Annotated in this window: 9 protein-coding genes; 4 read left to right on the top strand and 5 right to left on the bottom strand. The window is 64.1% G+C overall.

Translation table 11 applies throughout. The features are described from left to right. The 5 genes from BLQ55_RS24980 to BLQ55_RS25000 all read right to left on the bottom strand — a co-directional run bounded on the left by BLQ55_RS24980 (position 1) and on the right by BLQ55_RS25000 (position 6,991). On the bottom strand, positions 1–615 hold the full coding sequence (locus tag BLQ55_RS24980; RefSeq protein WP_092257905.1) for a response regulator transcription factor: 615 nt from the start codon (positions 613–615) through the stop codon (positions 1–3). A 114-nt stretch (positions 616–729) separates the two neighbouring features. After that, complete coding sequence (locus BLQ55_RS24985) at positions 730–1,164, bottom strand: PleD family two-component system response regulator (protein ID WP_092257823.1); 435 nt, start codon at positions 1,162–1,164, stop codon at positions 730–732. Positions 1,165–1,486: 322 nt separating this feature from the next. After that, positions 1,487–4,693, bottom strand: a complete 3,207-nt coding sequence (locus BLQ55_RS24990) for an ATP-binding protein (RefSeq protein ID WP_092257826.1) — start codon at positions 4,691–4,693, stop codon at positions 1,487–1,489. A 334-nt stretch (positions 4,694–5,027) separates the two neighbouring features. Beyond that, complete coding sequence (locus BLQ55_RS24995) at positions 5,028–6,362, bottom strand: lysine N(6)-hydroxylase/L-ornithine N(5)-oxygenase family protein (RefSeq protein ID WP_092257829.1); 1,335 nt, start codon at positions 6,360–6,362, stop codon at positions 5,028–5,030. Between the two features lie 146 nt (positions 6,363–6,508). Then, the gene (locus BLQ55_RS25000) at positions 6,509–6,991 is read right to left on the bottom strand and encodes a sigma-70 family RNA polymerase sigma factor (protein WP_092257832.1); all 483 of its coding nucleotides are present in this window, start codon (positions 6,989–6,991) and stop codon (positions 6,509–6,511) included. A 485-nt stretch (positions 6,992–7,476) separates the two neighbouring features. Here BLQ55_RS25000 and BLQ55_RS25005 point away from each other — a divergent pair, with 485 nt between their 5' ends. The 4 genes from BLQ55_RS25005 to BLQ55_RS25020 all read left to right on the top strand — a co-directional run bounded on the left by BLQ55_RS25005 (position 7,477) and on the right by BLQ55_RS25020 (position 12,904). Next, a complete protein-coding gene (locus BLQ55_RS25005) occupies positions 7,477–8,625 on the top strand; it encodes an efflux RND transporter periplasmic adaptor subunit (protein WP_092257835.1) in 1,149 nt (382 codons plus the stop codon). After that, positions 8,626–10,596, top strand: a complete 1,971-nt coding sequence (locus BLQ55_RS25010; RefSeq protein WP_092257838.1) for a MacB family efflux pump subunit — start codon at positions 8,626–8,628, stop codon at positions 10,594–10,596. A 10-nt stretch (positions 10,597–10,606) separates the two neighbouring features. After that, on the top strand, positions 10,607–12,001 hold the full coding sequence (locus BLQ55_RS25015) for an efflux transporter outer membrane subunit (protein WP_092257841.1): 1,395 nt from the start codon (positions 10,607–10,609) through the stop codon (positions 11,999–12,001). 576 nt (positions 12,002–12,577) lie between these two features. Beyond that, positions 12,578–12,904 (top strand): DUF6124 family protein, encoded by a 327-nt coding sequence (locus BLQ55_RS25020; protein WP_092257845.1) that lies wholly within the window; start codon positions 12,578–12,580, stop codon positions 12,902–12,904. Positions 12,905–13,056 lie beyond the last annotated feature (152 nt).

A 13,056-nucleotide genomic window follows, 5' to 3' on the forward strand; every position in this document is an offset into this window, starting at 1 on the left:
TCAAAGGTGATTGCGCTTGGCAAACTCCGACAACCCCACCAAGGATTGCAGCCCCAGCTTTTCCAACAGACGGCTCTTGTAGGTGCTGACGGTTTTTGGACTCAGGAACAGGCTTTCGGCGATGTCCTTGCCGCGCATGCCCATGGCCAGCATGCGCAAGATGGACAGCTCGCGGGTGGAGAGGCTTTCCAGGGCTTGTTGTTCGCTGCGTTGCTGGAAATCCAGCCTGACGGACATCTGGGGGAAATAGGCATAACCGGACTTCAACGCCTGGATGGCCTTGGTCAGCTCCTGGAGGTCGCTTTTCTTGGTGACAAAGCCCCGGGCCCCGGCCGAGATGCAGCGGTTGCAAAAGTGCTGCGCATCCTGGGACGTGAACACCAGCACGCTGCATTCAGGAAACTGGGCCATGATCCAGACCAGCAGGTCCAGGCCATCGAAGCCGTTCATCACCAAATCCAGGATCACCAGGTCTGGCGCGCGCTCCTTGATAATGCCCCTGGCATCGGCCGCGCCGCTGGCGTCCCGGATGTGGGTGAACGCCTCATTCTGGCAAATGAGCCGCAGTGCCCCTCTTATGACAGGGTGGTCATCCACGATCAACACGTCTTTCAAGGCAGCTCCCCAAAACAATACAAACGGCACCGGTGCCATGACCGCACCGAACTCTTGCACAAGTGCCAGACCCTGCCACCTGTCAAACCTGACAGTACGGACCGACGGTCTGGTTCAGTGTCCATGCCCCTGCCTGAGGGGGCGCACCCACGGTTGCAGCGGCTCATGGACATGAGGATCGACCCGCTCCATCAGGTGTCGCAGTGACGCGAGATCAGGCAGTGGCGCCTGGCTCAGATGCACGCTCGATCGACGTGCCACAGGCACCGGCGACTGACTGGCCGGCTGCGCGTTGTAAATCATCCCGTGACGCACCTGCGGGTTGTAGATGACAAAATCGTGCAGGTCCAACGCCCCGTCCGCCAACGCCCCGTTGACGACGATCAGGTCGAACGGCTCGCTGCCGTACTCCACCAGCGTGAGCAATTCCTGCAAATGGCTCACGGGGACAATCCGGTGGTAGCCCTGTTGGTTGAACAGACGTTCCAGCACGATTCGATGGGTCTGTTGTGGGTCGGCAATCAGGATACGGAGTGCTTTGTTCGGCATGGCAAGCTTTCCAATAGCAACGCGCCAGGTAGGCACCGGCTCAAGAACATTCAGGGCGCTCAGGCTAGAGGAAGCAATTGAAGGGCGATGTAGGACTAATCCTAAAATAAGGACAGACACAGCCCCTATGGCGAGGGAATTTATCCTGCTCGGCGCTTTGCAGGCGCTGGCGAAGCCTGCGATCTTTGATCGTTCGCTTGGGATTGTAGGAGCTGGCGAAGCCTGCGATCTTGATCGTTCGCTTGGGATTCAAGGGTCTTTGGAAAGATCGCAGCCTCGTTGCACTCGTCAGCTCCTACGGTTCATACAGCTCCTATAGCGCCTATTCCTCCAGGTGGGTTTTCAGTCGTTCCGCCAGGTGCTCGATGGCTTGGCGAAGGTCTTCCACGGCTTCGGCGAGCAGCACCGTGTCGTTCCCACGACAAGCGCTTTCCAGCGCCTCGCAGGCGGCGATCAGGCGTTGCGCCTGGATAATCCGCGCCCCGCCCTTGATCCGGTGCGCCAAGTCCGCCAGGCCCGGCAAGTCCTGTCGGGTGGCCAAGTCCAGCAGCCGCGCTTGATCTTCGGCATTGCTGCTGACCAGTTCCTCCAGCAACGCCCTGATGGCACTCGTGTCGCCACCGGTCAGTTGCTCCAGGCCGCTCAGGTCCAGGCCATCGCTGGACTGGGGCGCCCGCGCATCCGGCATGACCGAAGCCAGGCACGCATTGAGTGCCTTGAGGCCGATGGGCTTGAACAGGCAATCGTCCATCCCGGCTTCGACGCAACGCTGCTTTTCCTCCGGCTGGGCGTTGGCGGTGAACCCCAGGATCACCACCGGCGACAGGTTGCGGTCGCGCTCTTCGGCGCGAATGGTACGAGCCAGTTCGTAGCCGCTCATCAAGGGCATGTTGCAGTCGGTGATGACCACATCGAAGTGTTCGCTGCGCCAGGCCTGCAGAGCGTCGACACCGTTCTGCGCCTCCCGGACGCGATGGCCCAGGTAGCCCAGTTGCTGGGACAGCAGCAAGCGGTTGGCCGGGTAATCGTCGACCACCAGAATACTCAACGCCGGGACCGGTAGCAGCGCCTCGACCTCGGCAGACGCCGCCGGCAGTGCATCGAGCAAGGGCAGGTCCAGCAGAACCTCGACCTGCGTGCCCTCCCCCGGCACGCTGTGCAACACCAGGGTGCCACCCATCATTTCGCACAACGTACGGCTGATGACCAACCCCAACCCGGAACCGCTGCGAGCCGACTGCGGATGTTGGCCGGCCTGGGCAAAGGGGCTGAACAGGCGGCGCTGATCCTCGGGGGAAATACCGCAACCGCTGTCCTCCACCCGCAGGCAAAGACCCAGGCGTTCGCGCCCGGGAGCCGGCTCGCCGCGCACACTCAGGCGCACTTCGCCCTGGTCGGTGAACTTGATGGCGTTGCTCAACAGGTTCGAGACGATCTGCTTGAAACGCAATGGATCAATCAGCACGTCGCGGTCGAGCCCGGCCTCCAGCACCCAATGCAAGCGCAGGTGTTTCTGCCAGGCCAGGCCCTCGAAAATCCGCGCCACCGACTCGATCAACGTATGCAGATTGGCCCGCTGCGGCACCAGCGACAACTTGCCCGACTCGATGCGGGCGATGTCGAGGATGTCGCCGATCAGGTCCAGCATGCCATGGGCCGCACCCGACGCGACCTCGATGGCGAATCGGTCGACGATGCCCTGGTCGGCTTTTTTCAGGGCCAGCTCCAGCAGGCCGATCACCGCATTCATCGGCGTGCGGATCTCATGGCTCATGGTCGCCACGAAAGTGGTCTTGGCCCGATTGGCCTCGTCGGCGCTTTCCTTGGCCACGCGCAACTGTTCCAACAGCCGCCGCAGATAAATGCCCCAGCCCAAGGCCACCAGCAACAGCAGCGCAGCAACGGCGAACCCCTGGAGGATCGTGGTGCGATTGCGCAGCCAATAACTATCGTCGATCACCACCTCACTGCGCCAGCGGTTGGTCAGTTCGTCCATTTCTTCCGGGGAAATACTCAACAGCGCCTTGTCCAGGATCGAGTAAAGCTCCAATGCGCCCCGGTTCGTCGCCAGGGCGATGTGCGCGGGCAAGGTGCCCACGGTGCTGGTGACTTGCAGCGTGTCGCGGTACTGGCGGGAAATCATGTAGCGGGCGCTGATCAACGGGTTGATCGCAGCGTCTGCCGTGCCGGCGGCGACCATGGCCATGGCATCGGCGGCATTCTGCGCCGCCACCAACTGCACGCGGGGGAACTGCTCCAGCAGGAACTCGCGCAGCACGTTGCCACGCACCAGCGCCACGCGCTTGCCCGCCATCTGGTCCAAGGTCAGCGCCCTGGCCCTGACCGGCACCACCAACACGAACGGGTTCGTCAGGTACGGTCGGGTAAAACGCAACTCGTCCTCGAGTTCGGCGCTGGGTATGGCGGTTGCCAGGACGTCGGCCTTGCCGCTCTTGATCTGCCCGATCAAGTCGTCAACCGAGTCGCCCCGCTGCACATCGAACTTCAAACCGGTGCGCAAGCTGACCCGGGCCAGCACATCGGCACCGATGCCGCGCAAATGGCCTTGTTCATCGAAGAACGTCAGCGGCAGGAAGTTTTCATTGGCGGCGACTTTGATGCGGGGGTGGGCGTCCAGCCAACGCTGCTCGTTGACGCTGAAATGCAGCGCCTGCTGACCGGGCATGCTCGCCCCGCCGGCGCTCCAACGCCGCAGGATGATCATGCGTTCGCTGGCGGGAATCGCGTGCAGCGCGGCATTGACGATGCGCAACACGCGCCCGTTGTCGCGACTGACCGCAAAGGCGAACGGCTGCACTTCCATACGCGAGAAATCGGCCAGTTGCACATTGTTCAGGTAGTTCTTGCTGATCAGGTAGTTGGAACTGATCGAATCCCCCAGGTAGACATCGGCCTGACCAAACGCCACGGCGCCGATGGCACTCAAGGTGGAGGGGAACAGTTGCAAGGAAGCCTCGGGATAAAAACCCTTGACCGTCTCTGGCGGCAAATAGTGATACAGCATGGCCACCCGCTTGCCCGCCAGGTCCGTGGGCAAGTCCTGGCTGTCGTCGATGCGGGCCACCAGGGTGGGCAGGTCATCGGCATAGGCCTGGGACATCGCCAGGTCCGGATCGGCGGCTTCGAAGCCGTTGGCGGTGCCGAGCAGATCGATCTCCCCGCCGCGCAGGGCCTGGAGCGCTTCGGCGTGGGACGGATAGCGCTGGACCTGCACCGTGACGTGCAAGAGTTGCCCCAGCAATTGCGCATAGTCGGCAGTCAGGCCTTCGTAGTCGCGACCATTGCCGGTGATGCTGAAAGGCGCATAGTCCGGCGCCGAGGCGCCCAGCAGCAACGTGCCCTTCTGGCGCAGCCAGGCCCAGTCGGCAGCATCCAGGGACACCGAATAATCATCCACGTTGGAGCGCCCGAGCACCTGCAACGACTCAGGGGTCGCGCCTACCGGTGGCGCCGCGCTCAATGAGCCCAGCAACAGCGCCACCAGGCCTGTGCGTAAAAGCAGCATCATTTGGTCAGGGTGTTTCGCTTGGCGTAGTCGGCCCGGCGCACCACCGACTTCAGTCAGGGTGACCGGTTTGGGGTTCAGACTGCCAATACGAGGGAACAGCGAACCGAGCCTTTCAAACAACAGAAGGCTGTGAAGTGAGTGTAGGAAATTTCTGAAAAATTTCCTGCGAGTGACCAGAGAGCGGGCCTATGACCTGTGGGAGCGAGCTTGCTCGCGAAGGCGTAATGTCAGTCACTTCAATATTGGCTGAACTGACGCCATCGCGAGCAAGCTCGCTCCCACAGGGGTTGCGTTGGCTGATGGGTTTCCTGCGAGTGACTCGTTCCCACAGGGCCTATACAGCGGCCAACAGCAAGTCGCGCACCGGACGCGCTTGCCCGCGATTGTTCCCATGCTCATAGAGCGAGCCGGCAATCTCATCGGCACGCACCGGCAGGATCGACAGCAGCGTATCGCTCAGGCCATGGCTGGCCTGGCAGAAGCCCTGCATGTAGATTGCCGCCTTGCAGCGCTCGTCGGTAATCAGCTTGTAGTTGCGGTCCACCTCGAAATCCCCCAGGTACTGCGCCAGTGGCTCCAGCAGGGTGCGGTGCATCTGCCGCTCGTAACCGGTGGCCAGCACCACGGCGTCATAACGGCGTACCGTCAGCTCGCCGGTGGCGTTGTTGCGCACCGCCAGTTCCACGCCGGCGTCGGTGGCCGTGGCCTTCTCCACCGTGGTGAGGGTGCGGAATGCATGGCGGGCGATGCCAGAGACTTTCTGGCGATAGAAAATCCCGTAGATACGCTCGATCAGGTCGATGTCCACCACCGAATAGTTGGTGTTGTGGTACTCGTTGACCAGGCGCTCGCGCTCGCTGTGGGGTTGCTGGAACACCAGGTCGGTGAACTCCGGCGAGAACACTTCGTTGACGAACGGGCTGTCGTCCGCCGGCTTGAGGGCCGAGCCGCGCAGGATCATGTCGACCTGTACCGAAGGGAAGCTGTCGTTGAGGTCGATGAAGGCCTCGGCCGCGCTCTGTCCACCGCCGATGATGGCGATCTTCATCGGCTGGCCCGTCACGCACGGCTGACCCGCCATGCGCTCCAGGTACCGGGAATGGTGGAACACCCGCGCGTCATCCTTGAACGCCTTGAACGCCTCGGGAATGCGCGCGGTGCCACCGGCGCTGACCACCAGCGAGCGGGTGGTGCGGACCAGCTCTTCGCCCTGGCCGTCGCGGGAAATCACCCGCAGCGCCTCGACCTGCTGGTTGTACAGCACCGGTTCGATGCGCAGTACTTCCTCGCCGTAGCGGCTCTGTGCGCTGAAGTGTCCGGCCACCCAGCGCAGGTAGTCATTGAACTCCATGCGGCACGGGTAGAAGGTGCCGAGGTTGATGAAGTCCACCAGGCGGCCATGGTGCTTGAGGTAATTGACGAACGAATACGGGCTGGTGGGGTTGCGCAGGGTCACCAGGTCCTTGAGGAAGGAAATCTGCAACTCGCTCTGGGTCACCAGGGTGTTGCCGTGCCAGCGGTAGTCGGCCTGCTTGTCGAGGAACAGCACGTCCAGTTCACCCTGGACCGGCCCCCGCTCCTGCAGCGCGATGGCCAGGGCCAGGTTCGAAGGGCCGAAGCCAATACCGATCAAGTCGTGAACGATGGGCGATGCAATTGCCTGTGTCATGTCCAGTGTCCTCTGGAAAAGCCCCTCAACAGGGCACGAAAAGCCTGGGGAACCTGACCGGCACTGGAGGCGCCGGCAAGTCGTCTGTTGAGAGGAACGAGGACAGTGAAAAAAAATTTACCGCCGGGTGACCGGCGACGCTCGAATCAGGGCGCGTCCCACTGACGCACGCGAACGCGGCAGTGCTTCATGGCGTTGACGATGTGCTTTTCCACCAATGCCCGGGAAATGCCCAGGCGCTCGGCGATTTGCGGGTGGGACAGGCCTTCGAGCTTGCGCAGCAGGAAACTCTCGCGGCACAGCGGCGGCAGCTCGGCCAGGGCCCGTTGCAGCATGTCCAGGCGCTGGCCATGGTCGAGACTGGTGTGGGGCGATGGCGTGAAGAAGCGCTCTTCGCTGTCCAGCACATCCAGGGATTCGACCTGGCGCAGGACGTTGCGTCGGTGCCCGTCGATCACCAGGTTCAGCGCCGTGCGGTAGAGGAACGCCCGAGGCTGTTCGATGGGCGTGTCGCTGGCACGCTCCAGCACCCGCACATAGGCGTCATGCACCACATCCTCGGCCGCCTGGCGGTTGCCTAGCCTGGCGTTCAGGAAACACACCAGCTCGCGATAGTAGTTTTCCAACATGACTCCCGTGCGCAATGGCCGCGCCAGCTATCCCTGTGCCACCCGGCAAGCCTGAAAAGGGCATGGCACGATAATGGCAAATTCAATCGCGTAATTTATAGTAATTCTCATATAGATTTAAAGCGTTGGTTTGTATCGGGGTTGATTCGTTCAGTTGACGAGGTGTCGGCCCCTGGCTTTTGTGGCGAGGGAGCTTGCTCCCGCTGAGCCTGTAGGAGCTGACGAGCGGAGCGAGGCTGCGATCTTCCCCAGACACTCGAGTCTCAAGCGAAAGATCAAAAGATCGCAGGCTTCGCCAGCTCCTACACAGCCCAGCGCGAGCTTGCTCCCTCGCCACAGGGTTCGGGGTCGCTTCGGCTGATTCGCCAACCTGCTACCAAGTGTTTCAAGCCAGTAAATTCCCGTCCAAAGCGCTCGTTTACCAGAACAGCCCCCCGTCCCTGCCCTTGCTGGGACGGGCCCGATATCACCGGCCGGAACCCTGCATGAAACGTCCCCGCCCTACCCGACGCGCCTGGCTTCTCACCTTCGCCCTGCTTCCGGCCGTGGCCTTCGCCGCGTGGCAAGCGGTGGTGCCCAGCCGAGCGCCCCTGGTCACCGCACCCGTCACCCGTGGCGATGTCGAAAACAGCGTCACCGCCCTGGGCACCTTGCAACCGCGGCGTTATGTCGACGTCGGCGCCCAGGCGTCCGGGCAGATCCAGAAGATTCACGTGGAGGCCGGCGACGAGGTGCGCGAAGGCCAACTGCTGGTGGAGATCGACCCGTCCACGCAAAAAGCCAGGCTCGACGCCGGGCGTTTTTCGATCGAGAACCTCAAGGCCCAGCTTCAGGAACAGCGTGCCCAGCACGACCTGGCGCAGCAGAAATTCCGCCGCCAGCAGCAACTCAAGGCCGGCGGCGCCACCCGCGAGGAAGACGTACAGACCGCCCAGGCCGAAGTGCGGGCGACCCAGGCGCGCATCGACATGTTCCAGGCCCAGATCCGCCAGGCTCAGGCCAGCCTGCGCAGCGACGAGGCCGAGCTGGGCTACACGCGCATCTATGCGCCGATGAGCGGCACCGTGGTCGCCGTCGGTGCCCGGGAAGGCCAGACCCTCAACGCCCAGCAGCAAACCCCGCTGATCCTGCGCATCGCCCGGCTGTCGCCGATGACGGTCTGGGCCGAAGTCTCGGAAGCCGACATCGGCCACGTCAAGCCGGGCATGACCGCCTACTTCACCACCCTGGCCGGCGGCAGCCGTCGCTGGAGCAGCACCGTTCGCCAGATCCTCCCCGTGCCGCCGCGCCCGCTGGAGGCCAGCCAGGGCGGCAGCCCCACCGGAGGCCGCAGCGGCAGCGAGCGGGTGGTGCTCTACACCGTGTTGCTGGACGTCGACAACGCCGACCGCGCGCTGATGACCGACATGACCGCCCAGGTGTTTTTCGTCGCCGGCCAGGCCAAGGACGTGCTGACCGTGCCCATCGCCGCCCTGCAGGACGCCGGTCAGGTGCGGGTGTTGGCCGACAATGGCGACGTCCAGCCGCGCACCGTTCGCACCGGCGTCAGCGATCGGCTGCGCACGCAGATTGTCGACGGCCTGAGCGAAGGCGACCGGGTGCTGATCGGCCCGGCCGGTGGCAGCGGAGGCTGAATGAACACGCCCCTGATCGAACTACGGGACATTCGCAAGGCCTACGGCGGTGGCGACAGCCCTCGGGTGGAGGTGCTGCGCGGCATCGATTTGTCCATTCACGCCGGGGAATTCCTGGCGATTGTCGGGGCGTCCGGCTCCGGTAAATCCACCCTGATGAACATCCTCGGCTGCCTCGACCGCCCCACCAGCGGTGAGTACCGTTTCGCCGGCGAAGACGTCGCCGGCCTGGGCAGTGACGAGCTGGCCTGGCTGCGGCGCGAAGCGTTCGGCTTCGTGTTCCAGGGCTATCACCTGATCCCGTCCGGCACCGCCCAGGAAAACGTCGAGATGCCGGCCATCTATGCCGGCACCTCCGCCGCCGAGCGCCACGCCCGGGCCGGTGCCCTGCTCGACCGCCTGGGCCTGGCCAGCCGTACCGGCAACCGCCCCCATCAACTCTCCGGTGGTCAGCAGCAGCGGGTGTCGATTGCCCGGGCCTTGATGAACGGCGGCCACATCATCCTCGCCGACGAACCCACCGGCGCCCTCGACAGCCAGAGCGGCATCGAGGTCATGGCGTTGCTCGACGAACTGGCGAGCCAGGGCCACGTGGTGATTCTGATCACCCATGACCGCGAGGTGGCGGCCCGGGCCAAGCGCATCATCGAGATCCGCGATGGGCTGATCATCAGTGACAGCGCCCCCTCGTTGCCACACGAGGTGCACGCCAATCCAAAAGCCCTGCAAGCCGTGGACCTGCGCCAGCGCCTGAGCGCCGGCAGCGAACACAACGGCGCCTGGAAAGGCGAACTGGTGGACGCGGTACAGGCGGCGTGGCGGGTGATGTGGATCAATCGCTTTCGCACCGCCCTGACCCTGCTCGGCATTGTCATCGGCGTGGCCTCGGTGGTGGTGATGCTGGCCGTGGGCGAAGGCAGCAAGCGCCAGGTCATGGCCCAGATGGGCGCGTTCGGCTCGAACATCATCTACCTCAACGGCAGCGCGCCCACGCCACGAGCCGCCAAGGGCATTATCAGCGAATACGACCTGGCCGCCCTCGCCGACCTGCCCGAGGTGCAGCGCATCATGCCGGTCAACGGTGCCGAAGCCAGCGTGCGTTTCGGCAACCTCGACCACACCAGCTACGTCGGCGGCAACGACACGAATTTCCCGGCCATCTTCAATTGGCCGGTGGCCGAGGGCAATTACTTCAGCGACGCCGACGAACGGGGCGCCGCGGCGGTGGCGGTGATCGGCCACAAGGTCCGGCAGAAACTGCTCAAGGACGTCGCCGACCCCATCGGCCGCTACATCCTGATCGAGAACATGCCGTTCCAGGTGGTCGGCGTGCTGGCGGAAAAAGGTGCCAGCTCCGGGGATTCGGACGCCGACAATCGCATCGCCGTGCCCTACTCCGCCGCCAGCGTGCGGTTGTTCGGCACGCGCCATCCCGAATACGTGGTGATCGCCGCCCGGGACGCGGGCAAGGTCAAGGAGGCCGAACAGGCGGTCTCCCGCACCCTGTTGCGCCTGCACGACGGCAAACAGGATTTCGAGCTGACCAACAACGCCGCGATGATCCAGGCCGAAGCCCGCACCCAGGGCACGCTGTCGCTGATGCTCGGGGCCATTGCGGCGATTTCGCTGTTGGTGGGCGGCATCGGCGTGATGAACATCATGCTCATGACCGTGCGCGAACGGACCCGGGAGATCGGTATCCGCATGGCCACCGGCGCCCGGCAGCGCGACATCCTGCGCCAGTTTCTCACCGAAGCGGTGATGCTCTCGGTGGTCGGCGGGCTCGCCGGTATCGGCCTGGCCCTGCTGGTGGGTGGCGCCTTATTGCTGGGCAAGATCGCCGTGGCCTTCGAATGGCTGGCGGTGTTCGGCGCCTTCGGCTGCGCCCTGGTCACCGGCGTTGTCTTCGGCTTCATGCCCGCCCGCAAGGCCGCCCGCCTCGACCCGGTCGCGGCCCTCACCAGTGAATGAACCCCACCCTATGAAAGCGCACCTGACCCTCCTGGCCGCCAGCCTGTTGCTGGCGGCCTGCGCCACCCCGGCGTCGGCACCGGACAGCGGCATCCAGCCGCCACCGGCCTGGCAGCACCTCGATACACCCAGCGCCCAAGCGGATAACCAGCAATGGTGGACGCACTTCGGCAGCCCCCAGCTGGACCGCCTGATCGAACAGGCGCGCCGGGACAGCCACGATCTGGCCGCCGCCATGGCCCGGGTGCGCCAGGCACAGGCCAGCGCAGTGATCGCCGGAGCGCCATTGCTGCCGGCGGTCACGGCCGGGCTCAACGGCAATCGCCAGGAATTGTTGCACGGCAAAGGCTACAGCCAACTGGACGTGGACCGGGACAACCGCACCATCGACTACTACGACGCCAACCTCAGCGCCACCTATGAGCTGGACTTCTGGGGTGGCAAGCGGGCGGCCCGGGACAGTGCGCTGAGCACGCTGTCGGCCAGCCAGTTCGACCGGGCGACCGTGGAGTTGACCCTGCTCAGCGGCGTCGCCAACAGCTACACCCAGGCGTTGTCCCTGCGCGAGCAACAACGCATCGCCGAACAGAACCTCGACAACGCCCAGCGCGTGCTCGACCTGGTCCAGACCCGCTACGACGCCGGCAGCGCCACGGCCCTGGAACTGTCCCAGCAAAAAAGCCTGGTGGCGGCCCAGCAACGCCGCGTACCCCAAGTGCAGCAACAGGCCCGGGAAGCCGTGATCACCCTGGCGACGCTGCTGGGGCAACCGGTGCAGTCGGTCAGGCTCGACGACGACCGTTTCGACCGCTTGCACTGGCCTGCCATCGACGCCGGCGTGCCCAGCGAACTGCTGCGCCGCCGCCCGGACATCGCCGCCGCCGAAGCGCGCCTCGCTGCCGCCCAGGCCGACATCACCGTGGCTCGCGCCGCCATGCTGCCCGCCATGACCCTGGGCCTGAGCCTGGCCACCGGCGCCGACATCGCCGACCAGTTGCTGCGCAACAACGTCTACAACCTCACCGCCGGCCTGGCCGCCCCGATCTTCAACAACGGCCGCCTGAGTGCCGAACGGGACAGAGCCACCGCCCGCCAGGAGGAACTGCTGGAGCTCTATCGCGCCGCCATCATCAACGGCTTCGCCGACGTCGAAAAAGCCCTCAACGGCATCCACGGTCTCGACCAGCAACGACAATGGCAAAGTGAAGAACTGCACCAGGCCCAGACCGCCTTCGACATCGCCCAGCGCCGCTACCAGGCCGGCGCCGAAGACCTGCTCACCGTGCTGGAAACCCAACGCACGCTGTACGCCGCCCAGGACATGAACGTGCAGTTAAGGCTGGCGCGGGTACAGGCGAGCGTGGCGTTGTACAAGGCGCTGGGTGGGGGTTGGCGGGTGATGTAGGCCTCGAACACACCTTCAAACCACAAAGGTGTTCACTTGAGGTCAATCTCAAGCCAAGTACGCCTGTGGCGAGGGAGCTTGCTCCCGCTGGGCTGCGCAGCAGCCCCAATGGCCGGCACCTCGGTGGGACAGAGGTTGTGAGGGGGCCGGTTTGGGGCCGCTTCGCGACCCAGCGGGAGCAAGCTCCCTCGCCACAGATAATTCCCCGCCCAATAAAGGGTGTTCGGCTTGGGTTCTGTTTATCCGGCCATGTAGGACTCCCGAGCGAGGCTACGTTGCCTTGCGTCATTGCCTACAACTACGCCAGAATCCGCCGGCTTGTGCGCTTGGCACCCCATCGATAACTTGTTTCCCGTCACTGCCCATCAGTGATCGGGTCTGCAAGCCCGACGAAATACCAGGCGCATAGCCACAAGCCAATCGACACATCCGTGTCGCTCAATGGCGGCTGTGTGCGGGAGACCTTCGGGTCTACCGGGTTCCTGGTTTCCCGGTCTTGCAGACCCGCGCATAGCTGCCACCCATCATCTGCAAGTGATGTCTGGCAGCGCCCTTTGAATAATCAGGAGCTGCACCATGTTCAAGATCACCCCCAATCCCCCCGAAGACGAGTCCAAAAAACTCAACGATGCCGCCGACCGCGCCCTCGCCTTTTACCTCGACCCCAAACCCGAAAAACCCAACCCACCACCGGGCCAGTTGTTCACCGTGGCAGAAGGCGCGGACATGGAATGCCTGCTGGCCAACCTCAGCGAGACCCTCGCTTCGGTCAACGTCATGGCAAGCGAGCAGGCCTTTGAACTGGAAGGCTCGCGGCGCCATTTTGCGCTGGGCATCCAGCAAATGATCGAGCTGGCAGAACTGCTGGCAAACCGCGCCCTGGACATCGCCGCGCCGCGCTAAAAGCCCTTACAACACAACCCTCAAGCCAAGTGACATTGTGGTGAGGGGATTTATCCCCGCTGGGCTGCGAAGCGGCCCCAAAACCGGCTCCCTCAAAAACACCTGACACACCGAGGTGCCGGCTCTGGGGGCTGCTGCGCAGCCCAGCGGGG

Origin of the sequence: Pseudomonas sp. NFACC13-1 (assembly GCF_900104425.1) — a bacterium.
Lineage (GTDB): Bacteria > Pseudomonadota > Gammaproteobacteria > Pseudomonadales > Pseudomonadaceae > Aquipseudomonas > Aquipseudomonas fluorescens_AA.